23 protein-coding genes are annotated in these 21,514 nt (G+C 66.3%); 13 read left to right on the forward strand and 10 right to left on the reverse strand.

Going from position 1 to position 21,514, the window contains the following annotated elements:
* The gene (gene ligA, locus V6B15_RS05140; protein WP_334200283.1) at positions 1-2,184 is read left to right on the forward strand and encodes an NAD-dependent DNA ligase LigA; all 2,184 of its coding nucleotides are present in this window, start codon (positions 1-3) and stop codon (positions 2,182-2,184) included.
* A 1-nt stretch (position 2,185) separates the two neighbouring features.
* Entirely contained in the window at positions 2,186-2,677 is a 492-nt protein-coding gene (locus tag V6B15_RS05145) for a CinA family protein (RefSeq protein ID WP_334200284.1), read from the forward strand.
* Here the strand turns inward: V6B15_RS05145 and V6B15_RS05150 are convergent, their stop codons facing one another.
* The gene (locus tag V6B15_RS05150) at positions 2,678-3,349 is read right to left on the reverse strand and encodes an SDR family oxidoreductase (protein WP_334200285.1); all 672 of its coding nucleotides are present in this window, start codon (positions 3,347-3,349) and stop codon (positions 2,678-2,680) included.
* A gap of 140 nt (positions 3,350-3,489) precedes the next feature.
* Between V6B15_RS05150 and V6B15_RS05155 the strand changes: the two genes are divergently transcribed.
* On the forward strand, positions 3,490-4,959 hold the full coding sequence (locus tag V6B15_RS05155) for an FAD-binding protein (protein ID WP_334200286.1): 1,470 nt from the start codon (positions 3,490-3,492) through the stop codon (positions 4,957-4,959).
* Between the two features lie 9 nt (positions 4,960-4,968).
* On the opposite strand, the gene V6B15_RS05160 is transcribed toward V6B15_RS05155, so the two are convergent.
* Genes V6B15_RS05160 through V6B15_RS05180 form a run of 5 tightly spaced genes read right to left on the reverse strand, consistent with a single transcriptional unit; the run spans position 4,969 to position 8,771 of the window.
* Positions 4,969-5,565: a DUF2061 domain-containing protein gene (locus V6B15_RS05160; RefSeq protein WP_253515393.1), complete on the reverse strand. Its 597-nt coding sequence runs from the start codon at positions 5,563-5,565 to the stop codon at positions 4,969-4,971.
* A gap of 19 nt (positions 5,566-5,584) precedes the next feature.
* Positions 5,585-6,292: a DUF2459 domain-containing protein gene (locus tag V6B15_RS05165; RefSeq protein ID WP_334200287.1), complete on the reverse strand. Its 708-nt coding sequence runs from the start codon at positions 6,290-6,292 to the stop codon at positions 5,585-5,587.
* Positions 6,265-7,215 carry a 50S ribosomal protein L11 methyltransferase gene (locus V6B15_RS05170; protein ID WP_334200288.1) on the reverse strand — a complete coding sequence of 317 codons (951 nt, stop codon included), beginning with the start codon at positions 7,213-7,215 and terminating at the stop codon, positions 6,265-6,267. Before V6B15_RS05170 ends, V6B15_RS05165 begins: the two co-directional genes overlap by 28 nt.
* On the reverse strand, positions 7,163-8,071 hold the full coding sequence (gene bla / locus V6B15_RS05175; protein ID WP_334200289.1) for a subclass B3 metallo-beta-lactamase: 909 nt from the start codon (positions 8,069-8,071) through the stop codon (positions 7,163-7,165). The genes V6B15_RS05170 and bla overlap by 53 nt, the downstream gene beginning before the upstream one ends.
* Complete coding sequence (locus tag V6B15_RS05180) at positions 8,061-8,771, reverse strand: SDR family NAD(P)-dependent oxidoreductase (protein ID WP_334200290.1); 711 nt, start codon at positions 8,769-8,771, stop codon at positions 8,061-8,063. The genes bla and V6B15_RS05180 overlap by 11 nt, the downstream gene beginning before the upstream one ends.
* Positions 8,772-8,879: 108 nt before the next feature.
* On the opposite strand from V6B15_RS05180, the gene sdhC reads away from it, so the two are divergent.
* The 3 genes from sdhC to sdhA are packed head-to-tail and all read left to right on the forward strand — an operon-like array spanning position 8,880 to position 11,488.
* Positions 8,880-9,260: a succinate dehydrogenase, cytochrome b556 subunit gene (gene sdhC / locus V6B15_RS05185; protein ID WP_334201328.1), complete on the forward strand. Its 381-nt coding sequence runs from the start codon at positions 8,880-8,882 to the stop codon at positions 9,258-9,260.
* Positions 9,261-9,272: 12 nt separating this feature from the next.
* Entirely contained in the window at positions 9,273-9,659 is a 387-nt protein-coding gene (gene sdhD / locus V6B15_RS05190) for a succinate dehydrogenase, hydrophobic membrane anchor protein (RefSeq protein WP_334200291.1), read from the forward strand.
* The gene (gene sdhA / locus V6B15_RS05195) at positions 9,659-11,488 is read left to right on the forward strand and encodes a succinate dehydrogenase flavoprotein subunit (protein ID WP_334200292.1); all 1,830 of its coding nucleotides are present in this window, start codon (positions 9,659-9,661) and stop codon (positions 11,486-11,488) included. The genes sdhD and sdhA overlap by 1 nt, the downstream gene beginning before the upstream one ends.
* A gap of 61 nt (positions 11,489-11,549) precedes the next feature.
* Here the strand turns inward: sdhA and V6B15_RS05200 are convergent, their stop codons facing one another.
* Together V6B15_RS05200 and V6B15_RS05205 are read right to left on the reverse strand one after the other, a co-directional pair.
* Positions 11,550-11,837, reverse strand: a complete 288-nt coding sequence (locus V6B15_RS05200; RefSeq protein ID WP_334200293.1) for a type II toxin-antitoxin system RelE/ParE family toxin — start codon at positions 11,835-11,837, stop codon at positions 11,550-11,552.
* Positions 11,837-12,088 carry a type II toxin-antitoxin system ParD family antitoxin gene (locus V6B15_RS05205; protein WP_334200294.1) on the reverse strand — a complete coding sequence of 84 codons (252 nt, stop codon included), beginning with the start codon at positions 12,086-12,088 and terminating at the stop codon, positions 11,837-11,839. The genes V6B15_RS05200 and V6B15_RS05205 overlap by 1 nt, the downstream gene beginning before the upstream one ends.
* A gap of 76 nt (positions 12,089-12,164) precedes the next feature.
* Between V6B15_RS05205 and V6B15_RS05210 the strand changes: the two genes are divergently transcribed.
* On the forward strand, positions 12,165-13,466 hold the full coding sequence (locus tag V6B15_RS05210; RefSeq protein ID WP_334200295.1) for a M20/M25/M40 family metallo-hydrolase: 1,302 nt from the start codon (positions 12,165-12,167) through the stop codon (positions 13,464-13,466).
* Positions 13,467-13,574: 108 nt separating this feature from the next.
* Positions 13,575-14,843 carry an adenylate/guanylate cyclase domain-containing protein gene (locus V6B15_RS05215; RefSeq protein WP_334200296.1) on the forward strand — a complete coding sequence of 423 codons (1,269 nt, stop codon included), beginning with the start codon at positions 13,575-13,577 and terminating at the stop codon, positions 14,841-14,843.
* Between the two features lie 15 nt (positions 14,844-14,858).
* On the opposite strand, the gene V6B15_RS05220 is transcribed toward V6B15_RS05215, so the two are convergent.
* The gene (locus V6B15_RS05220; RefSeq protein ID WP_334200297.1) at positions 14,859-15,509 is read right to left on the reverse strand and encodes a peptidylprolyl isomerase; all 651 of its coding nucleotides are present in this window, start codon (positions 15,507-15,509) and stop codon (positions 14,859-14,861) included.
* 147 nt (positions 15,510-15,656) lie between these two features.
* Here V6B15_RS05220 and V6B15_RS05225 point away from each other — a divergent pair, with 147 nt between their 5' ends.
* Together V6B15_RS05225 and V6B15_RS05230 are read left to right on the forward strand one after the other, a co-directional pair.
* Positions 15,657-16,046, forward strand: a complete 390-nt coding sequence (locus V6B15_RS05225) for a BlaI/MecI/CopY family transcriptional regulator (protein WP_253515408.1) — start codon at positions 15,657-15,659, stop codon at positions 16,044-16,046.
* Positions 16,043-17,776, forward strand: a complete 1,734-nt coding sequence (locus V6B15_RS05230; RefSeq protein WP_334200298.1) for a M56 family metallopeptidase — start codon at positions 16,043-16,045, stop codon at positions 17,774-17,776. Before V6B15_RS05225 ends, V6B15_RS05230 begins: the two co-directional genes overlap by 4 nt.
* 72 nt (positions 17,777-17,848) lie before the next feature.
* On the opposite strand, the gene ypfJ is transcribed toward V6B15_RS05230, so the two are convergent.
* Positions 17,849-18,706 (reverse strand): KPN_02809 family neutral zinc metallopeptidase, encoded by an 858-nt coding sequence (gene ypfJ / locus V6B15_RS05235; RefSeq protein ID WP_253515410.1) that lies wholly within the window; start codon positions 18,704-18,706, stop codon positions 17,849-17,851.
* A gap of 88 nt (positions 18,707-18,794) precedes the next feature.
* Here ypfJ and V6B15_RS05240 point away from each other — a divergent pair, with 88 nt between their 5' ends.
* The 3 genes from V6B15_RS05240 to guaB all read left to right on the forward strand — a co-directional run bounded on the left by V6B15_RS05240 (position 18,795) and on the right by guaB (position 21,511).
* Entirely contained in the window at positions 18,795-19,562 is a 768-nt protein-coding gene (locus V6B15_RS05240) for a 3-hydroxybutyrate dehydrogenase (protein WP_334200299.1), read from the forward strand.
* A gap of 6 nt (positions 19,563-19,568) precedes the next feature.
* Positions 19,569-19,901: a hypothetical protein gene (locus tag V6B15_RS05245; RefSeq protein WP_334200300.1), complete on the forward strand. Its 333-nt coding sequence runs from the start codon at positions 19,569-19,571 to the stop codon at positions 19,899-19,901.
* Positions 19,902-20,047: 146 nt separating this feature from the next.
* Positions 20,048-21,511: an IMP dehydrogenase gene (guaB, locus tag V6B15_RS05250; RefSeq protein WP_334200301.1), complete on the forward strand. Its 1,464-nt coding sequence runs from the start codon at positions 20,048-20,050 to the stop codon at positions 21,509-21,511.
* Positions 21,512-21,514: the final 3 nt, after the last annotated feature.

Genomic DNA, 21,514 nt, shown 5'->3' on the forward strand with positions numbered 1-21,514 from the left:
ATGGCAATCGACATTACCGAAGCCGAAGCCGCCAATGAATTGATGCGGCTGGCGAAGCAGATCGCGCATCATGACCGGCTCTACCATGCCGAAGACGCCCCCGAGATAAGCGATCCGGAATATGACGCGCTGGTGCGGCGCAATGCCGCGCTGGAGGCGGCGTTTCCGCACCTCGTGCGCGAGGATTCGCCCAGCCGCAAGGTTGGGCACACGGCCACCACCTCGCCGCTGAGCAAGGTGACGCACGAGGTTCGCATGATGAGCCTCGACAACGCCTTCAACGCCGAGGAGGTCGAGGAATGGGTCGCGCGCGTGCGACGGTTCCTGTCGCTGGCGGCGGACGATCCGGTGGCATTTACGGCCGAGGACAAGATCGACGGCCTGTCGTGCTCGCTGCGTTACGAAAAGGGCGCTCTGGTGCGCGCGGCGACGCGCGGCGATGGGCAGGTGGGCGAGGACGTGACGCCCAATGTCGCGCATATCGCCGACATTCCGCAGCAGCTTGGCGGCGATGCGCCCGACGTGTTCGAGATCCGCGGCGAGGTCTATATGGGGCGCGCCGATTTCGAGGCGCTCAACGCGCGGTTGATGGATGACGCGCGCGCCGCAGCGGAGGAGAAGGGCGAGGAGCTCGACGCCGCCAAGGTCCGCCAGTTCGCCAACCCGCGCAATGCCGCTGCCGGATCGCTGCGACAGAAGGACGCCGAGGTCACCGCGCAGCGCCCGCTCAAGTTCTGGGCGCATGGCTGGGGTGCGGCCTCCGATGTGCCGGGCGACACGCAGGAAGAGGTGGTCCGCGTGATCGAGCGCTGGGGCGTGCCCGTCTCGCCGCTGTTCGCGCGGTTCGACGATGCCGCCGCGATCCTCGCGCATTACGAGACCATCGCCGCCGCGCGGCCCGACCTGCCGTATGAAATCGACGGCGTGGCCTACAAGGTCGACCGGCTCGACTACCAGCAGCGGCTCGGCTTCGTCGCCAAGGCGCCGCGCTGGGCGCTGGCGCACAAATTCCCCGCCGAACAGGCCGAGACCACGCTCGAGAGCATCGACATCCAGGTCGGGCGGACGGGCAAGTTGACCCCGGTCGGGCGGCTTGCCCCCGTGTTGGTGGGTGGTGTCACCGTGACCAATGTCACGCTGCACAATCGCGACGAGATCGCGCGGCTGGGCGTGCGGCCGGGCGACCGCGTGGTGGTCCAACGCGCGGGCGACGTTATTCCACAGCTTGTGGATAACCTCACGTCCGAGGCGGAGCGCGATGCCTTCCACTTCCCCGACCATTGCCCCGAATGCGGCAGCGAGGCGGTGGCGGAAGAGGGCGAGGTCGATGTGCGCTGCACAGGCGGTCTCATATGTCCTGCACAACGCACGGAAAGGCTTAAGCATTTCGTCAGCCGCGGGGCGCTGGACATCGACGGTCTGGGCGAGAAGACGATCGACCAGTTCTTTGCGCTCGACTGGCTCGAAAGCCCCGCCGACATCTTCCGCCTGAAGCAGCGGCGCGCGGACATTCTCGCGCTCGACGGGTGGAAGGAGCGCTCTGTGGATAATTTGTTGGAATCTGTGGAAGCGCGCCGTGAACCCGATGCCGCGCGGCTGCTGTTCGGACTGGGGATCCGCCATGTCGGCGCGGTCACCGCGCGCGACCTGATGAAGGGGCTGGGCGATATCCGCCTGCTGCCCCGGAAGGCCGCCGAATTCCGGACCTACTGCCTCGAACACCCGCGCGCCGAGGGCGAGAAGGAAAGCCCGTTCAACACGCGCATGGTCGAGGCGGTGAAACGCATTTTCGAAGTCCGCACCGACGGGATCGGCACTGCGGTGGGCCATGCACTGGCCGACTTCTTCCATGAAGAGCACAACCGCAGCGTGTGGAACGATTTGATCGGCGAGGCACCGGGCGAAGGGGTGGTCGAACCGCAGCGCTACGAGGTCGAGACACGCGACAGCCCGGTCAGCGGCAAGACGGTGGTGTTCACCGGCAAGCTCGAGACGATGAGCCGCGACGAGGCCAAGGCGCAGGCCGAACGGCTCGGCGCCAAGGCCAGCGGCTCGGTCAGCGCCAAGACCGATTTGCTGGTCGCGGGGCCGGGCGCGGGCAGCAAGCTGAAGAAGGCCGCCGAACTGGGGATCGAGGTGGTGGACGAGGCCGGCTGGGCCGAAATCGTCAAGGCGGCCGGCTGACATGCTCGAGCAGACCCACGAACAGGCGCTGCGCATTGCCGATCTGCTGCGCCAGCGCGGCGAGAAGGTCGCGGTGGCCGACGGAGCGACCGGCGGGCTGGTCGCGGCATCGCTGCTCACCGTGCCCGGCGCGCTCGATTTCTTCGTCGGGGGCGGGGTGGTCTATTCCTTCCGCGCCCGCGACATCTTGTTCGACCTGCCGCGCGACGCCTATGCCGGCATGCGCGGCGCGAGCGAGGATTACGCGCTGCTGCAGGCGCGCGCGATCCGCGACAATTTCGGCGCGCAATGGGGGCTGGCGGAAAGCGGTTCGGTCGGCGGGTCGAGCCACCCCAGCGGTGCACCCGCGGGGCGCAGCTGCGCGGCGGTGGCGGGGCCCGGCGGGTTCGAATTCACCCGCCGGACCGAGACCGGCAGCGACGACCGCATCGCCAATATGGAAGCCTTTGCGCGCGCCGCCCTCCAGACGCTGGAAGACGCGCTGCGCGGCTGATCAGCCGCCCGGCATGATGTGGATCTCGCGCACATCCGCGCTGCGCGGCTGCGACAGCGCGAAGACCACCGCATTGGCGACATCGTCGGGCTGGATCTTGTCGGGCTTGGGTTCGTCGAAGAACGGCGTGTCGACCATGCCGGGGGTGATCAGCGTGCAGCGGCCGCCCCATTCGCGCATTTCCTCCGCCAGATTGCCCGCGAAGCCCTGCACGAACCATTTGGTCGCGCCATAGACCGAGCCCTTCATGTGGTCGCGTCCGGCCTTCGACCCGGTGACCACGAAATGCCCCCTGGTCTTGCGCAGGTGCGGCAGCGTGGCATGCGCGGTGGTGAGCACCGCGAGCACGTTGAGATGGATCATCGCGTGCCAATCGTCCGGATCGCCCTGCTCGATACCGGGAGTGGAGGTGCCCTTGCCGGCATTGGCATAGACCGCGTCGAGCCCGCCGAAATGCGCCACTGCCTGCGCCACCGCCTCGTCCAGCTCGTCGCGCCTGGTCACATCGCAGGGCAATGCGAGCGCCTGCTCGCCGATGTCCCCGGCAAGGTCTTCCAATGTATCTTTCGAGCGCGCGAGCAGCGCGACGTTCCAGCCCGCCTGTGCCGCAGCGCGGGCGGTGGCGGCGCCGATGCCGGTCGAGGCGCCGGTGATGAGCAGCGTCTTGGTCATGGGGTCTCCTGGTTCCGAATGCTCCTCCAACAGCGGTCCGGCCGGGCGGAGGTTCCGGTGCGTATTGTCGTTCCTGTCCTCGATTCCCGGCGCGCAGCGGGTTATGGCGTGCGCACAAGGGGTTGGCAGGGGGAAACGCCATGATGGGGTATTATCGTCGCTATTGCGAACGGCGCGCGGACGCGCGGGCCGTGGGCACGAATGGCAAACGCTGGATTCGCACGTGGATCAATGTCTTTCGCACCGAAACCGAGGCGCGGGTGCCGCAGGACGAGGCGCAGCTGGCCCAGCTGATCTGCGAGGGCGAGTTCAGCTGCGTGGGCAAGTCGCATTCCTATAACGGCGTGCAGGTGGTCCCCAGCGTCACCGCGATGATGATGCGCGAGGGCGGGCTGACGACGCTGGCCTATGACCCGGCGAGCGAGACCGTGCGCGTGGGCGCCTCGGTCTCGGTGCGCGACCTCAAGGTATATCTGCGCGACGAGCATCGCCGCGGGTTGCACAATGCGGGCAATTACATGGAGCAATCGGTGATCGGCGCGCTGGCGACCGGGACGCATGGCTTCGGCCCGCGCGCGGTGATGGCCGATGCGATCGTCGAGCTGACCTTCCTCGACGGCGGCGGGCAGCGCGTCACGCTGAAGCGCGGCGATCCGGAGTTCGCCTATGTCGCGCTGTCCTTCGGGACGATCGCGCCGATCGTGGAACTGGTGCTCGAGACCAAGCCGCTCGAATCCTACGTCTCGGTGAGCTCGATGAGCCGGCTGTCCAAGCTTGAAGAGCTCAAGCAGGGCGCGCTGGCGGTGAACTGGGCGGTGATGCCCTATACCAACCCCGAAGACCCGGTGATCATGCTCCACGCGCTGGCCGAATGCGACCAGGCGGGGGCCATCGCCACGCACCCTAAGGCCAGCGGCGGCAGCGGCAAGTTCGCCGCCTGGTTCCTGCGGCGCTATTACAAGCTCGACCGGTTCCTGCCCAAGCTGCGCCGCCCGATGCAACGGATCATCGACTGGCTCGACCTGAAGCAGAGCGAGCGGGTGATCACCGATCCCGACGATCTCGACTATCTCTACGATCCGCAGCCGGGGCTGAAGGAAAACCGCGCGCCGAGCATTACGCGCGGGCTGTTCTCGACCACCTATACCGGTTATAATCTCGCCTTCTTCGTCCCGCTCGAGAAAGCGCCCGCGGTGGTCAAGTTCATCATCCGCGAGGCCGACGGGCTGCGCGATCTCGGCTTCTTCCTCAAGGGGATCATCTCGGTGCGCGAGATGCCGGGCGAGGCGGGGCCGCATTTCGCCGCCAATGCCGAGCGCCCGATGGCCGCGATCGACCTGTTCGCTGATCCGCGCGATTATGCCTGGCTCGAACGGCTCCAGCGGCTGGTGATGCATTACGAACCCGACACGCGCCCGCATTTCGGCAAGAGCGCGCTGGGCCCCGAGTTCTGCAAGACGCTGGACACTGCGCATCTGGCCGAGCTGATGCGGATCCACCGCCGCTATTATCCGCAAGGCCAGCTGATGTTCTCCGAACGGGTGCGCGCGATGCTCGATGTCGGGCGCCCGGTGGCGGGTGTGCCCGCGGCGGATGCGGGCCTCGCCTGAGGCGGTGCGCTAGGAGGCGGCGCTTTCGGACAGCCGCGCGTCGAGCGGATCGTTTGCCATGCGGGCCGCTGGCGCGCCTGCGACGATGCCGTAGCCGATGTTCGCCCACACGCGCTCGTGAAAGAAATAGAGCACCAGCTTGGTTGCCACTTCGAGCCCGCCGATCGAGAGCGCGGTGGCCACGCTGCCGGTAAACAGCCACGCCAGCAGCGTCGTGTCGAGCGAGGCAAGTACACGCCATGTCGCGGTTTTCGTCGTGCTGCGGCGGTAGCTTTCGCGGCGCCGGGTCCCCAGCAGCTCGGTGCCCCAGCGGTTCCATTCCCAGAATCGTTCATGGAGATAATAGAGCACCATCTTGGTCGCCACTTCGGTCAGCGCGATCAGGCTGGCCGCACCCATCGCCTCGCGCGGGCTGTGTTCGAGCCCGAACATCGGCCCGAGATAGGTGATCAGCAGGAAGGACAGGAGCAGCGTGTCGAGCGAGCCGACCACGCGCCACGAGACCGCCTTGGCGAGCGAGCGGCGGCGGGTGATCAGCGGATGGACGGGTGAGGCGGAAGAACCGGTCTCGGGCCCGGATATCGAAGGCTCGGGAGCGTCTTGCATGGCGGCCACCTAGCCGCGCCTAGCGGGCGCTGTCGAGCGTTTCATACGGAATCCAGCGCATCACGCCGCCCGCCAGCGGGGTCCAGCGGCCCGTGCGGATACCCGCTTCGGCCAGCGTGTCGCTGGTCCACTGGTTGCAGGTGTTGCCCAGATGATAGGTCCCCGGCGCGTCGTAGAAGACGTCATTGGCGTAATATCCGCGATAGGATCTGCGGACAGCGGGCGGCAGGACCTGGCGCTCGATCGCCGCAACCAGCCGGGCGTATTGCCTCCGCGTTATCCGCAGCGGGCGGATCGTGTAGCTGCGTGCGGGGCGGGTGTAATGCGCGATATGGAGCAGGCTGTCGCCGCCCACTGCCGCGCCCAGGATCGTGGCGGGCGTGATATCGCCCCAAGTCGGCGTGTTGAGGAAAACCTCGCGCTCGCCCCAGCTAACCGACACATGCGTATAGGGGCGATAGGGTGCGCCAAGATCGCCCACGGGAAAGGCGGGCCGCCAATCCTTCTGCGCGGTCACCAGCGGCATGACGATTGCAGTGTGCATGCCGTTGGTTTCGATCATGATCTCGACGCCGGTGGCGGGCTCGACCCAGTCGCCATTGCGCGGGAGCGCGCTGCCGATCCACGCGGCGAGGAGGAACAGCGTCAGCAGGGAAAACGGCACCGCGATCGCCCAGGCGGCCCATTTCGCCGCGCGGTTCACCGCACGCGGCTTTTGCGCAGCCACAGGATCGACCAGTCGCCGCGCACCAGCCGCCGTGCCAGCCGGAAGCCCCGTGCGCGGTAGGCACGGCGCACCCGCGCCTCCTGCGTTTCGAGCAGCCCTGCGAGCAGCAGATTCCCGCCCGGCGCGATGGCGGCGGCGAAGGACGGCGCAAGTTCGACCAGCGGCCCGGCCAGGATGTTGGCGATGAACAGGTCGTAGGGACCGCGCAGCGCCAGCAGCGGATCGTCCATTCCATCGGCGATGACCATGGTCAGTTCGCCGGGACCGTGGCCTTGGCGGACAGCGTTGGTCGCCATGTTGTCGCGCACCACGCCCGCGCAAACCGGGTCGATATCCGATGCGGTGGCCGTGGCGTGCGGCCACAGATGGATCGCGGCAAAGGCGAGCAGGCCGGTGCCGGTGCCGATATCGGCATGGTTGCGCGCGACCACGCCCTCGCGCTTCATCAGGTCGAGCATGGCGAGACAGCCCGCAGTGGTCTGGTGCTGCCCCGTCCCGAAGGCCTGGCTGGCCGGAACGACGAAATCGACCATTGCCGGATCGGCCGGATGTTCGGGCGTGCGGACATGGAACCGGCCCGCACGGATCGGGTCGACGCCTTTTTGGCTTTCGGTCACCCAGTCGGTATCGGGCAACTTCTCGACCACGAAAGCGGGCGGCTTGCCTTCAAATAGCGCCGCCACACGTTGCAGGTCGGAGGATTTCGGCTGGCGATCGAGATAGACTTCGACAGTCCAGTCATCGGGCAAATGGTCGGCGATCTCCATTCCGGTGACCACCCATTCGACCGGCCAGTCGAGCGCGTCCTCATGCGCGACCAGCGCGGCCTTGGCGACGGGCTTCGACACTTCGGCGAGGATCTTCCACGCATCAGCCACCGGCTTCATCCGCCAGCCGCTTGTCGAGCCGGGCTTCGACCGCATCGGCATAGTCGGCGCAGGACATCCCGCCGACCAGCGAACCGCTGGCCGCGCGCGCGACCATGTCGCTGGCCGAGGGATGCGGTGTGAGCAGGAGATCGCATTTCCGGTCGCGCAGGCGTTGCAGGCCCGCGCGATAGGCGGCGACATAATCGGGATGGTCGCCGAAGCGGTAGTCGTCGCGGCTCACCGGCGAAAGCGAATCGGCATAGACGATGCCAATGCACTCGCCTGCCGCATCGCAGGAGTCCCACGCCCAGCTCAGCGCGCCCGGTGTATGCCCCGGCGTGGCGATCGCGGTCAGCGTCGCGGTTTCGCTGCGCACGGTTTCGCCATCATGCACCACGACATCGACTGCGACCGGTTCCATCGGATCGTGCATGCCATATTGCGGGTCGTCGGGATCGTCCTGGCTGCTGCGCAAGACCGCGGCGGCGCGCGGCGAGGCGACGACATGTGCGCCGCTCGCCCGCTTGATCGCCGCATGCCCGCCGACATGGTCGAAATGCTCGTGGCTGTGCAGCAGGCTGGCGATCTCGTTGGGGCGGAAGCCGAGCTTGCCGATATTGTCGAGCACCACCTGCGCGCCCGCCTCGGTGCCGCTGTCGATCAACACGTGTCCCTGCGCCCCCGCGACGAGGATGGCGGAGATACCGCAAGTGCCGACGTAATAGGTCGAACCATGGATGCGATAGGGCGGGGCGGGCTTGTCCCATTCGTCCCATTCGGAACAGGTCGCCGCCCATTGCTGCGGGGTGACCTGTTCGGGCTGAGGCAGTGGGGCCAGCGTCTGGATCGGCGGCGCGCAGGCGGAGGCCAGCAGCACCGGGGCGAGGGCGGACAACAGTCTAGCGGACATAGCTGGCTCCATTGGCATCGAGCGTGGCGCCCGTCATGCTGGGCGGCGCATCGAGTGCGCAGAATTCGACCAGCCTGGCAATCTCTTCGGGCTCGGCCACGCGCCCCAGCGGAATATCCGCGAGCAGGCCGGGCCCGCCGCGGCTGTCGAGGTAATCGCCCGCCATCGAGGTATCGGTAAAGCCGGGGGTAATGGCGAAGCTCAGGATACCCTCGCGCGCATATTGGCGGGCGATGGTCTTGTGCATCGCCAGCATCCCGCCCTTGCTCGCCGCATAATGCCAATGCGCGGGCGAATCGCCGCGGTGCCCGGCGCGGCTGGCGACATGGACGATCCGGCCCGCAGAGCCGCGCTCCTGCCAGTGCCGGACCGCGAACCGGCTGAGCTGTGCTGCGGCGGTCAGGTTGATCCGCATGGTATCCTCCCATGCATCGAGCCAGGCGATATCCGAACGGTCGATCGGATTGGGATCGAACAGCCCGGCATTGTTGACCAGCACGTCGATCTGCCCGCCCGACCGCGCGAGCGCGGCCTGCCACACTTCCTGCGGCGCCCCCGGTTCGCAGAAATCGGCGGGGATGGTGTCGATCGAATTGCTCCGCGTGGCCTGGCCGATGACCTGGGCACCGCGGGCTTCGAGCGCGGTTTTTGCCGCCGCCCCGATTCCGCGGCTGGAGCCGGTAAGAAGAATGCATGTCATGCAAACCCTATTCGAAAAATTTGCGCAACTTGTCGAGGCCGCGCGCCTTGTCACACACGCCCATATCGCTAAGGGAAGCACTCCAATTGTCTCAACCGGAAGATGACCATGGCCAACCGCCCGATGGCGCCGCACCTGCAAATCTGGAAATGGGGTCCGCATATGGCGGTCTCGATCCTCCACCGCGTGACCGGCGACGGCATGGCGTTGGTCGGTCTCGGCGTGCTGCTGTGGTGGCTGGGCGCGATGGCCGCGGGACCCGAAGCCTATGGCCAGTTCGAAACCCTGATGGGTTCGCCGCTGGGCATGGTCGTGCTGGTCGGGCTGAGCTGGGCGTTTTTCAGTCATATGATGAGCGGCCTACGTCATTTCGTGCTCGATATCGGGGCCGGCTACGAGCTCGATACGAACAAGACCTGGTCGATCCTCGCGCCGCTGCTCGGCATTCTTCTCACTGCGGGCTTCTGGGCCCTCATCCTGCTTCGCTAAAGGCTTAGACCCATGGGAAACGGAACCTCGATCGGACGCGTGCGCGGGCTCGGCTCGGCGCATGAAGGCGCGCATCACTGGCTGCTGCAGCGCTTCACCGCCATCGGCAATTTGGTGCTGATGCTGTTTCTCGCGGTCAGTCTCGCACTGCTGCCCGACTATTCCTACGGCACGGTCGCCGGCTGGGCCGCGCAGACGGTTCCCGCCACTGCGCTGGCGCTGCTGATCATTTCGGTCTTCTGGCACGCACGGCTTGGGCTGCAGGTGCTGATCGAAGACTATGTCCACGACGCCGGGACCAAATTCGGTGTCATCGCCCTTCTCAACCTTGCAACCATCGGCGGCGGCGCCTTCGGCCTCGTTTCGATCGCACGTCTCGCCTTTGGAGGAGCCGCCTGATGGCCCGTACCGAAACCTTCAGCATCAATGGCCGCGAATATCCGATCACCGACCATACCTATGACGTGGTCGTCGTCGGCGCCGGCGGTTCGGGCCTGCGCGCCACGATGGGCGCCGCCGAAAGCGGTCTCAAGACCGCCAACATCACCAAGGTTTTCCCGACCCGTTCGCACACCGTCGCGGCGCAGGGCGGTATCGCCGCCAGCCTCGGCAACAACACGCCTGACCACTGGCAGTGGCACATGTACGATACGGTCAAGGGATCCGACTGGCTCGGCGACCAGGACGCGATCGAATATCTGGTACGCGAAGCACCGCAGGCGGTTTACGAGCTGGAGCACGCCGGCGTGCCCTTCAGCCGCAATGACGACGGCACGATCTACCAGCGCCCGTTCGGCGGGCACATGCAGAACATGGGCGAAGGCCCGCCGGTGCAGCGCACCTGCGCCGCGGCCGACCGGACCGGTCACGCCATGCTCCACGCGCTCTACCAGCAGAGCCTGAAGTACGACGCCGACTTCTTCATCGAGTATTTCGCGCTCGACCTGATCATGAAGGACGGTGTCTGCGTCGGCGTCATCGCCATGTGCCTCGACGATGGCACGATCCACCGCTTCCGTTCGAAGGCGGTGGTGCTGGCGACCGGCGGCTATGGCCGCTGCTACTTCACCGCCACCAGCGCCCACACCTGCACCGGCGATGGCGGCGGCATGGTGCTGCGCGCCGGCCTGCCGCTGCAGGACATGGAATTCGTCCAGTTCCACCCCACCGGCATCTACGGCGCGGGCGTGCTCATCACCGAGGGCGCACGCGGCGAGGGCGGCTACCTCACCAATTCGGAAGGTGAGCGGTTCATGGAACGCTATGCGCCGAGCGCGAAGGACCTCGCCAGCCGCGACGTCGTCAGCCGCTCGATGGCGCTGGAAATGCGCGAAGGCCGCGGCGTGGGTCCGGAAAAGGACCACATCTACCTCCATCTCGACCACATCGATCCGACCGTGCTCGGCCAGCGCCTGCCGGGGATCACCGAGAGCGGCAAGATCTTCGCCGGGGTCGACCTGACCCGCGAACCGCTGCCCGTCACCCCGACGGTGCATTACAACATGGGCGGCATCCCCTGTAACTATCACGGCGAAGTGATGGCGGGCGACAAGACCGATCCCGAAAAGATCGTCCCCGGCCTGTTCGCGGTGGGCGAGGCTGCCTGCGTCTCGGTGCACGGTGCCAACCGCCTCGGTTCGAACTCGCTGATCGACCTCGTGGTGTTTGGCCGCGCGACCGGGCACCGGCTCAAGGAACTGATCAAGCCGGGCACCAGCCATGACGAACTGCCCAAGGACAGCGCCGAACTGTCGCTCAGCCGGCTCGACCATTTCCGCTATGCCGATGGCGGCACGCCGACGGCGGAGCTGCGCGCGGACATGCAGAAGACCATGACCCGCCATGCGGCGGTGTTCCGCGACAGCAAGCTGATGGCCGAAGGCGTCGAAAACCTGAAGCAGATCAACAAGCGCATGGAGGACGTGAAGGTCTTCGACCGCTCGCTGATCTGGAACAGCGATTTGATCGAGACGCTCGAGCTCGACAATCTGATGGCGCAGGCCAATGTCACCATGGCTTCGGCAGAAAACCGCAAGGAAAGCCGCGGCGCGCATGCGCATGAGGATTTCCCCGATCGCAACGACGCCGAATGGATGAAGCACACCATCGCCTGGTTCGACGGCTGGGGCGGCAATGGCGGCGGCGTGAAGATCGATTACCGCCCGGTCCACGAATACACGCTGACCGACGACGCGAAGTACATCGAGCCGAAGAAGCGGGTTTACTGATGCGGGCGGGGCGCCCGCCGGTTTGCGGCCGGCGCCTGACGCGTTCCCGACAGGTCCTGCGCTAGAGGCTGTCGTCCGCGTCCATGCGATTGTGCAGGATGCGGACGATGTCGACCATTCGGCCTTCGACCACGTAGAAAATCAGATGCTCGCCGCTCGGGGCCTTGCGGAAGGTGTCCGACGGTCCCTCGTAATCGGAATAGCTTTCCGGGTAGTCGCATATACGCCCGATGCGGGTCTCGATGGCGCGGACATAGGCATCGGCCTGGTCGACACCCCAACGATCCGCCGTATCAAGCCAGATGGTGGCCAGATCGACCTTCGCGGCATCGCGCAGGCGGAACGGCATCAGTCGGCCTTGTAGTTGGCGCGCATCTCGCGAAGGAAATCGTCAAAGTCGAATGGCCGGGCCGGGCCGCTGTCGAGCCCTTCCTTGAGCGCGCGGTCGAGTGCTTCGCGCTTCGCATCCTTCGCAATGTAATGCCGCATGGCTTCGCGCACGACCTCGCTCGTGGTCGCAAAATCGCCGCTTTCCACCTTTTTGCGCGCGAAATCGGTATAGGGTTTGCCGAGGGCGATCGAAGTGTTCTTGCTGGCCATGTGTTTGACGATACCAAAATTTGGTAACCTCGGCAATCGCGTTGACTTTGTCCGTCCGGCTTGGCCAAGTCGGGCAATGCGTTTCGTTCTTCCCGCGCTGGCTTTCGCGGTCGCAATCGCCAGCCCTCTCGCCGCGCAGCTCACTGCGCCCGAACAGGCCATTGTCGCTACCGTCGAGGAAGGGTTCGAGCACGATGTCGCGCTGCTCGAGGAAATCACGCTCATCAATTCGGGTTCGCACAACCATGCGGGCGTGATGGCGGTGGCCGATGTGTTGGCGCCCGAATTCGCGGCGCTCGGCTTTGACGTCGAATGGATCGACCAGTCGGCGCAGGGGCGCGCAGGCCACCTGTTTGCGCGGCACGAGGGCGTGCCGGGCACCACGAAGATGCTGCTGATCGGGCATCTCGATACGGTGTTCGAACCGGACTCTCCCTTCACCGGATTCGTCCGCGATGGCGACAGCGCGACCGGCCCCGGCGTGGTTGATGACAAGGGCGGCATCGTGGTCATCCTCGCTGCGCTGCGCGCAATGCAGGCGGCAGGTACGCTGGAAGGCGCGAATATCGTTGTCGCGCTGACCGGCGACGAGGAAGATGCGGGCGAACCGCTGGACGCCGCGCGCCGCGACCTGGTCGAGGCGGGCAAATGGGCCGATGTCGCGCTCGGCTACGAGGGACTGTCGCAGCTCGATGGCGTGGACGCAGGCGTGATCGCGCGGCGTTCGTCGGGCAGCTGGACGCTGACCACGCGCGCGGGCAGCGGGCACAGCTCGGGCATATTCTCCGACCATGCGGGCTATGGCGCGATCTACGAATTGGCGCGCATACTCGACGCCTTCCGGCGCGAATTGCCCGAGGAAAACCTCACCTACAACGTCGGTTTCATGGCGGGCGGAACCCCGGCGGAGCTGGGCGAAGACGGCCTGTCCGCCACCACCAGCGGCAAGACCAACATCATCCCCTCACAGGCGGTGGCACGCGGCGATTTGCGCGCGTTGACCCCGGCACAGAACGAGGTGACCGCCGAGCGGATGCGCGCCATCGTCGCGCAGCACCTGCCGGGCACCGAGGCGACCATCGCGATCGAGTTCCGCTATCCTCCGATGGCGCCGACCGCGGGCAATGCCGCGCTGCTCGACCGGCTCAATGCGATCAACGCCGATCTCGGGCGCGAGGCGATGCAGCCCTATCCCCCGTCGCGCCGCGGGGCAGCCGATATCAGCTTCGTCGCGCCCTATGTCGACGGGCTGGCCGGGATGGGGCCGGCGGGCAGCGGGAGCCATGCCGAGGGCGAGACGATCGACTTGCGCTCGATCGTGCGGCAGGCGCAGCGCTCGGCCATCCTGATGAGCCGGCTGGCGCGCGAAACCCGCTGATATTCGCACTGCGCCCGGCCGGGCCGGGCACCTGCCTGCGCCAGCCGCTGGTCTTGCCGCGCGGCATTGGGTAGGTTCGCCGATGCAGGGGGCATTGGGGGGCAATCGATGCTGGGGCGTTTCGAAGATCCAAACACTGAGCGCGCCTATGTCGAGGGCGAGCGGCTGGCGCGCATTCCCGGTACGCGCTTCCTTGCCGGGATCGGCATTGTTACGCTGCTTTCCTATATCGGGTTCAATCCGCTGCATTTCCCGCGCGAGGGCGTGATCGCCTACAATCTCGCGGCGGGCATCTTCATCGCCGCGCTGGTCGGGATCATCGCGCTCACCTTCACGCGGTTCTATGTCGAGCGGGGATGGGTCGACATGCTCATCTTCACCGCGCTGGGCGTGGCGATGATCATGCTGATCGACGCGCTGGGCGACCAAGCCGCGATCACCGGCATTTCGCGCTTCGGCATGGCGATCATCAACCTGGGCATATTGATGGTTTTCGCCAGCGTCGGCTTCGTCGCGACCACCCGCTATTACCTGGCCTGGGCCGGGATCGTGCTGGTGATCTATCTCGCCTTCCTGGTGCAGGCCGATCGGGGGATCGTGAACAAGGTCTATACCTTCACCAATTTCACCACCTTCTTCACTTTCGCCACCTTCGTGAACTGGGACATCGACCGCCGCGCGCGCAAGACCTTCGCCGCGGGGCAGGCGCTCGAACTCGAACGCCGCAAGACCGAGGAACTGCTGTTCAACGTGCTCCCGCCCGAAGTCGCCGCACGGCTGCGCGAAGGGCAGGCGGTGGCCGATTCCTTCTCCGACGTATCGGTGATCTTCATCGATATCGTCGGCTTCTCCAAGCTGGCGCGCAGGCTGTCGCCCGGCATGCTGGTCAAGGTACTCAACGAAGTCTTCTCGATCGCCGACGAGTGCGCCGACCGCACCGGGGTGGAGAAGGTCAAGACCATCGGCGATGCCTATCTGGCGGTTTCGGGCGGGCAGGCCTCAGGCGATCGCGGCGCTGGCGAAGCGATCGCCTTTGCCTGCGACGTCATCCGCAGCATCCGCGTCTTCGCGCAGGAAACCGACCTCGACGTCCAGGTCCGCGTCGGCATCCACACCGGCCCGGTGGTTGGCGGCGTGGTTGGCAGCCGCCGCTATGCCTATGATTACTGGGGCGACACGATGAATGTCGCCAGCCGGGTTGAAGGCATTGCCGAACCCGGCGGTATCGCGGTGAGCGAATCCACCTATCTCTCGGCGCGGACCGCGATGCCCTTTTCGGGCGCGGAAGTGCACACGCTGAAAGGGGTGGGGGAGGTCAAGATCTTCCGCATCGACCGAGCCAGCGTATGCGGCGAGGACGAGGGGCCAATCGCCTAGTCGCCGGATCTCCAGTCAGTCCGTGCCAGCCGGCGCATCCACCCGGCGCATATCGATGATTTCGACCGGATCGGCCAGCAATTGCCCCTTCATCCAGCCTTCGCCCTTGTGGGGATCGGGCGGGAGCGCGTGGATCGCATGGACCACGTCCATCCCGGCGACGACTTGGCCGAACACCGCGAAGCCCGCCTGCAGGCTCGGGTCGGACGAGGCCGGGGTCGCATCGAGCCCGGTCTGGTCCTTGATCATGATCGAGAAATCGCCCGTCGCGCTGCCCGGATCGTAACGTGCCATCGACAGCGCGCCATTGGTATGGCTGAGGCCGGTCTGGGTCGTCGGTTCATGCGCGATCGGGTCGAGCACGCGGTCGGGGTGCATCTGCGTGCCGCCCTGCAGCAACCCGTTGGGAGGTTCGCCCCAATCGAGATGCATCGCGCGGTAGAAAGTGGTGCCGTCGAACCGGTCCTCGTCGACGTAGCGCAGGAAATTACCCGCGGTCACCGGCGCGCGCTCGGTCTCGATTTCCACCGTGATATCGCCCATGGTGGTTTCGATCACGACCAGCTGGGTCGCGTAGATATCCGCCTCGGGCAGCGAGTCGTCCTGCGCGGCGATCGGCGTGGCGAAAAGGGTGAGCGGGGCCAGCGCGGCCAGGATCCGTGTCATTGATCCAGAGTGATATGTCGTTGGTCGAGAAGCAAGGACCTTTCCCGCGCATTCATCCACGCTTCAGGTTTACATTCGTAGTCGATGTGGCTACAGACGTAATCGAAGAATTACGCGTGACGATCAGATGACGATCAGGAGGTGGGAATGAGCAAGCGCAAGGACGCCCCGGGCGAGCGGATCAGCGAAGCCGAGCACGCCGTTATGGAAGTGCTGTGGGACCGCAATCCGATCTCCGCCGCCGAAGTGTGCGAGGCGATCTGCGCCCGGCGCGACTGGTCGATCCCGACCGTCAAGACGCTACTCAGCCGTCTCGTCCAGAAACAGGTGGTCAGCACCGAGCCCCAGGGTCGCAAATTCCTGTATCGCCCGCTGATCGAGCGGTCCGACTATGTCGGTGGTGAGAGCCGCCGACTGGTCGACCGGCTGTTCGGCGGCCGCGCCGCCCCGCTTTTTGCCCAACTGGCCGAGAGCGAGGCGCTCACCGACGACGACCTCGTCGAAATCGAAGCGCTCTTGAGGGAGATGCGCAAATGACCGAGCTAATCCGCGAATATTGGAGCCTGTTCCTGCTCGATACGCTGGTGTGGACTGGCGTGCTGATCGGCGTTGCGCTGCTGCTGCGCCGCCCGGTGGCCAAATATCTCGGCGCGGGCGCGGCTTATGCGCTATGGTTCCTGCCGCTTATCCGGATGCTGTTCCCGCCGGTGACACTGCCTGCATGGATGCGTCCCGACCTTTCGGGTGGTGGCGACGCCGGCAGCGAGGTGATTGCCGCCGATCTGGCGTTTGCGCCGAGTGCCGAGAGCGGGTTTTCCTATAGTGAATTCGTCTCCCCCGCCGGGACTGCGCCGCTCGACACACCCATCGACCTGCTCACTCCGCTGGTGATCGTCTGGCTGGTCGGCGCGGCAATCTTCATGGGCCGCCGGTTCTGGCTGTATGGCGAGCTGCGCCGCGAATTGCTCGAGGATGCGCGCCCCGTCGGCGAGGTCGGCCCGATCCGCCTGATCGAGACCACTGCAATCTCGGGTCCGATGGCCTTCGGGGTGTTCGACAAGGTTGTGGCATTGCCCGATGGCTTCATGGCCAGCCGCGAACGCCAGGTGCGCGATCTCGCGATTGCGCATGAGCTAGCCCATCACCGCGGGCACGACATCCTCGTTAATGTGCTGGTCCAGCCGCTGTTCGCGATCCACTGGTTCAACCCGCTGGGCTGGATGGGCTGGTCCGCCATGCGCCGCGACCAGGAAGCCGCCTGCGATGCGCGCGTGGTCGCCAGCCGCAGCCGCGAAGAACGCGCCGCCTATGCCGCGATCATCGCCGATTTCGCCCGCCGTCCGCAGATCGCGCCGCGGCCCGCGCTGGCGGCGCCGATGGCCTGTCCCGTGCTCGGCGACAAGTCGATCATCCATCGGCTGCGCAGCCTGCCGATGACCGACCATTCGCGCCGCCGCCGCTTTGCCGTACGCGGCGCGGTGGCCGCTGCCGTGTTCGCGCTGCCGATGACCGCGAGCATCGGGTATGCCGAAGGGATTGCCGCCCACGTGCCGGGAGAGCCCTTTGCGCTGCAAACGCCCGTCGCGCCGCTGTCGCCGCTCACGCCGGAAGCGCCGGATGCCCCGCAAGCGCCCGAACCGCCCAGCGACCGCGAATTCGTCGCCGCGATGGAGCGCACGATCGAGCGTGAGTTTGACCGCGCCGAACGCGATATCGAGCGCGCCGAACGCGAGCTCGAACGGGCACGCGAATCCATGGCACGGGTCGAGCGCGACCCGGCGCGCCATGCCCGCTGGGACGGCCGCAACTGGGACCAGATGAGCGACAAGGAAAAGCGCGCCTTCAAGAAGGAAATGGCGCAATTGCGCGAGGACCTGGCCGACGGCGGCAAGGTGCAGCGCGAACTGCAGCAGATCGAAGCGCGGCAGGTCGACCGCGCTGAGAGCCGCCGGGAGGTCCAGCTTGCCCTGGCCGAAGCGCATGCCGAAGTGGCACAGGTCCGCGCCGAGGCAGTGGCGGAAAAGGCCATCGCCAGCGCGCCGAAAGTGGTGATGAAATGCCTCGACAAGGACCGCGCGGTCACCACCAAGGTCGATGCCAAGGGCCGCACCACCATGTATGTGTGCGAAAGCTATGGCGATACGGTGGCGCTGAAGGCGCTCAAGCACACGCGCGAGTCGCTCGCAGCGGATCGGAACTGGTCCGATGAGATGCGTGCCGAGATCCTTGCGGATATCGACGCGGAGATCGAGCGGCTGTCGCGCTGAGCCCCTGCAGCGTGAGCCAAACGGACGCGGGCGACGGGAGCGCGCCCTTTTTCGCGCCCGCGGGCGCGCCGATTAGCCGATATTGGTAATCCGGTCGCAGGCGCGGTCATCGCCCTGCAGGCCCAGCCGCAAGGCATCGCTGCGCTGCTGCGACGTGCCGTGGGTGAAGTTCTCCGACGAGACCCGCCCGCCGGTCAGCCGGTCGTCGCCGATCGCGGCGGCGGCCTGCATGCCTTCCTCGATATCCCCCGGCTCGATCAGATTGCGGTTCTTGCCCGCCCAGACCCCGGCATAGCAATCCGCCTGCAATTCCATCAGCACCTGCAGCTGGTTCGCCCGGCTCGGGTTCTGCTGCTGCGCGCTGCGGATCTGGCTAGAAATCCCGGTAATCGTCTGGATGTGGTGGCCATATTCATGCGCGAGCACGTAGTAGCGCGCAAAATCGCCGCCCGCGCCAAGCTGGCGTTCGAGCGTGTCGTAGAAGCTGGTATCGATATAGATCGTCTGGTCGGCGGGGCAGTAGAACGGTCCCATCGCCGAGGTCCCGCTGCCGCAGCCGGTGTTCACCCCGCCGCCGCCGTAAAGGTCGAGCGTGGGCTGGCGGAACTGGTCACCATAACCCTGCGCCTCGAAGGTGCCCGCCCAGGTCTGGTTGAGCGATTGCAGGCCGTTGCACGCCTCGCGCGCGAATTCGCTGCTGGTGCACACTTCCTGTTCGTTGGTGTTCGCCGGGCCCGCCTGCTGCTGGCCCTGCTGCACGCCTTCGACCATGCCCGCGGTCTGCATCGGGTCGAGCCCGAAGACGAAATAGCCCACTGCGGCGATCACGATCGTGCCGCAGCCGATCCCGCCCGCCTTGCCGCCGGGGACACCGCCGCCACCGCTCGATCGTACGTTGATATTGCCGGTATTGAACGGATTGAGCCGCATGTCTTCCCCCGATGTCTGGCCGCTTTACAGCCGCTAGTATGTGCGCGATGGCCGAAATCGACCATTCCTACAATGTCCGGAGAGCCAAATGTTTCACGCCCAATTCCTCGAAGGCAAGCGCGCACTGGTCACCGGATCGACCAGCGGCATCGGCCTCGCCATTGCGCGCGCGCTGGCGGGTGCGGGGGCGCAGGTGGTCCTCAACGGCTTTGGCGATGCGGGTGAGATCGCCGGATTGTGCAAGGAACTGGGCGCGACGCATAGCGGTGCGGATCTGACCGATGTCGCGCAAATCGAGGCGATGATGGCAGAGGCGGGCGAGATCGACGTGCTCGTCAACAATGCCGGGATGCAGCATGTCGCGCCTGTTGAGGATTTCCCGGTCGAAAAATGGGACACGATCATCGCGCTCAACCTGACCGCTGCGTTCCACACCACGCGGCTCGCCGCGCCCGCGATGAAGCGCAAGGGGTGGGGGCGGATCATCAATACCGCCAGCGCGCATTCCAAGGTCGCCAGCCCGTTCAAGTCGGCGTATAATTCGGCCAAGCACGGGCTCGACGGCCTGACCAAGACCGTCGCGCTCGAACTCGCCGAATTCGGCGTAACCGCCAATTGCATCAGCCCGGGCTATGTGTGGACCCCGCTGGTCGAAAACCAGATCCCCGACACGATGGCGGCGCGCGGGCTGACCCGCGAGCAGGTCATCAACGATGTGCTGCTGGTCAAGCAGGCGACCAAGAAGTTCGTCCAGCCCGACGAAATCGGCGCGCTTGCCGTGTTCCTGTGCCGCGACGAGGCGCAGAACGTCAACGGCGCCAACTGGAGCGTCGATGGCGGCTGGACCGCGGAATAAGCGCGTATGCCGGGTTTGCTGGTACCCTTCCTCGTGGCTGCGGCCGCAAGTCTCCTCGTCAGCGTGGGGGTTGCCATTGCGGCGCTGCGCGAACCCGGCCTGGCGCTGAAACCCCTGTGGGTGATCCTCGCCTTCGTCGGCGTGGGCGGTGCGGCGCTGGTCTCGCATGCGCCGGACCATTTGTACTGGTTCCTCGGTGTGGCGGCTCCGACCGTATCGTTCAGCGCCGCGGCGGGGAGCTGGGAACCGGAGGTGATGCGCGCCTTGTTTCCGCTCGGCGCGATCGGAGTGATCGGCCGGATTTACCTGCATCGCAATCGGCGGCGGCCGGTGCGGTGAGCCCGGGATGGCGCGCTGTCCGGAAGGGGGTAGCCGGCCGGTGCAAAAGCGACCAGGCCGCAGAGCGCGGTTATGGGCACTAGCTAGTTTCACCATCCGTCGTTACATGGGCCGCCACATTTCTCCCCCGGCAGGCGATTCTCCACGTGGCACATTTCGACATTCCCCTCGGCCTTACTTTCGACGACGTTCTCCTGCGTCCGGCCGAGAGCGATATCCTGCCGTCGATGGCGCGGACCGCCAGTCGGCTGACGCGCGACATCGGCCTCAGCATCCCGGTGGTGTCCAGCGCGATGGACACGGTAACCGAAGCCGACATGGCGATCGCCATGGCGCAGCTGGGCGGGATCGGCGTACTGCACCGCAATCTCGAAGTCGACGAACAGGTCGCCGCGGTGCGCGCGGTCAAGCGCTATGAAAGCGGCATGGTGGTCAATCCGATCACCATCCACCCCGAAGCCACGCTGGGCGAGGCGCAGGACATCATGTCCGTCAACCGCATCAGCGGCATCCCGGTGACCGATCGCGACGGCAAGCTGGTCGGGATACTGACCAATCGCGACGTCCGCTTTGCCGAGAACCCGCGCCAGCCCATCGGCGAACTGATGACGACCGAGAACCTCGCCACCGTACCGCTCGGCACCGGGCAGGAAGAGGCGCGCCGGCTGCTGCACCAGCGGCGGATCGAAAAGCTGCTGGTGGTCGATGACGCCGGACGCTGCGTCGGGCTGATCACGGTCAAGGATATCGAGAAGGCGGTCGCCTATCCCGATGCCACCAAGGACCCCACCGGGCGCCTGCGCGTCGCTGCCGCGACCACCGTGGGCGACAAGGGCTTCGAACGCACCGAGGCACTGATCGACGCCGAGGTCGATGTGGTGGTGATCGACACCGCGCATGGCCACAACATGGATGTCGCGCGCGCGGTCGAACGGGTGAAGAAGCTGTCGAACAGCGTGCAGGTGATCGCGGGCAATGTCGCCACTGCCGAAGCGACCAAGGCGCTGGCCGGGGCAGGCGCCGATGCGGTCAAGGTCGGGATCGGCCCGGGCTCGATCTGCACCACGCGCGTGGTCGCGGGCGTCGGCGTGCCGCAGCTGACCGCGGTGATGGACAGCGCCGAGGCGGCCGAGGAATATGGCATCCCCGTCATCGCCGATGGCGGCCTGCGCACCAGCGGCGATGCCGCCAAGGCGCTGGCGGCGGGCGCAAGCACGGTGATGATCGGCTCGATGTTGGCCGGGACCGAGGAAGCGCCGGGCGAAACCTTCATCTACCAAGGCCGCAGCTACAAGGCCTATCGCGGCATGGGCAGCGTCAGCGCGATGGCGCGCGGCAGCGCCGACCGCTATTTCCAGGCCGATATCAGCCAGCAGAAACTGGTCCCCGAGGGGATCGAGGGACAGGTGCCCTACAAGGGCCCGGCCAGCGCGGTGGTTCACCAGCTCGTCGGCGGGATCAAGGCGGCGATGGGCTATACCGGCAGCGCCACGATCGAGGATCTGCGCAAGCGCGCGCAATTCGTCCGGATCACCAATGCCGGGCTGGCCGAAAGCCATGTCCATGACGTGGCGATCACCCGCGAAGCGCCCAACTATCCGACGCGTTAGGTC

Origin of the sequence: Qipengyuania sp. Mu-71, from assembly GCF_036867055.1 — a bacterium.
Classification (GTDB): domain Bacteria; phylum Pseudomonadota; class Alphaproteobacteria; order Sphingomonadales; family Sphingomonadaceae; genus Qipengyuania; species Qipengyuania profunda.

Bases quoted from the DNA above. Each gene is read 5' to 3' on its own strand.
- V6B15_RS05245 (WP_334200300.1), top strand. From the start codon at position 19,569: ATGCCGGGTTTGCTGGTACCCTTCCTCGTGGCTGCGGCCGCAAGTCTC.
- V6B15_RS05155 (WP_334200286.1), top strand. From the start codon at position 3,490: ATGATGGGGTATTATCGTCGCTATTGCGAACGGCGCGCGGACGCGCGG.
- V6B15_RS05230 (WP_334200298.1), top strand. From the start codon at position 16,043: ATGACCGAGCTAATCCGCGAATATTGGAGCCTGTTCCTGCTCGATACG.
- V6B15_RS05225 (WP_253515408.1), top strand. From the start codon at position 15,657: ATGAGCAAGCGCAAGGACGCCCCGGGCGAGCGGATCAGCGAAGCCGAG.
- ligA (WP_334200283.1), top strand. From the start codon at position 1: ATGGCAATCGACATTACCGAAGCCGAAGCCGCCAATGAATTGATGCGG.
- ypfJ (WP_253515410.1), bottom strand. From the start codon at position 18,706: ATGCGGCTCAATCCGTTCAATACCGGCAATATCAACGTACGATCGAGC.
- V6B15_RS05200 (WP_334200293.1), bottom strand. From the start codon at position 11,837: ATGCCGTTCCGCCTGCGCGATGCCGCGAAGGTCGATCTGGCCACCATC.
- V6B15_RS05160 (WP_253515393.1), bottom strand. From the start codon at position 5,565: ATGCAAGACGCTCCCGAGCCTTCGATATCCGGGCCCGAGACCGGTTCT.
- V6B15_RS05180 (WP_334200290.1), bottom strand. From the start codon at position 8,771: ATGACATGCATTCTTCTTACCGGCTCCAGCCGCGGAATCGGGGCGGCG.
- V6B15_RS05215 (WP_334200296.1), top strand. From the start codon at position 13,575: ATGCTGGGGCGTTTCGAAGATCCAAACACTGAGCGCGCCTATGTCGAG.
- V6B15_RS05210 (WP_334200295.1), top strand. From the start codon at position 12,165: ATGCGTTTCGTTCTTCCCGCGCTGGCTTTCGCGGTCGCAATCGCCAGC.
- V6B15_RS05220 (WP_334200297.1), bottom strand. From the start codon at position 15,509: ATGACACGGATCCTGGCCGCGCTGGCCCCGCTCACCCTTTTCGCCACG.
- sdhC (WP_334201328.1), top strand. From the start codon at position 8,880: ATGGCCAACCGCCCGATGGCGCCGCACCTGCAAATCTGGAAATGGGGT.
- V6B15_RS05240 (WP_334200299.1), top strand. From the start codon at position 18,795: ATGTTTCACGCCCAATTCCTCGAAGGCAAGCGCGCACTGGTCACCGGA.
- V6B15_RS05170 (WP_334200288.1), bottom strand. From the start codon at position 7,215: ATGCGGTCGAAGCCCGGCTCGACAAGCGGCTGGCGGATGAAGCCGGTG.
- V6B15_RS05150 (WP_334200285.1), bottom strand. From the start codon at position 3,349: ATGACCAAGACGCTGCTCATCACCGGCGCCTCGACCGGCATCGGCGCC.
- bla (WP_334200289.1), bottom strand. From the start codon at position 8,071: ATGTCCGCTAGACTGTTGTCCGCCCTCGCCCCGGTGCTGCTGGCCTCC.
- sdhA (WP_334200292.1), top strand. From the start codon at position 9,659: ATGGCCCGTACCGAAACCTTCAGCATCAATGGCCGCGAATATCCGATC.
- sdhD (WP_334200291.1), top strand. From the start codon at position 9,273: ATGGGAAACGGAACCTCGATCGGACGCGTGCGCGGGCTCGGCTCGGCG.
- V6B15_RS05145 (WP_334200284.1), top strand. From the start codon at position 2,186: ATGCTCGAGCAGACCCACGAACAGGCGCTGCGCATTGCCGATCTGCTG.
- V6B15_RS05205 (WP_334200294.1), bottom strand. From the start codon at position 12,088: ATGGCCAGCAAGAACACTTCGATCGCCCTCGGCAAACCCTATACCGAT.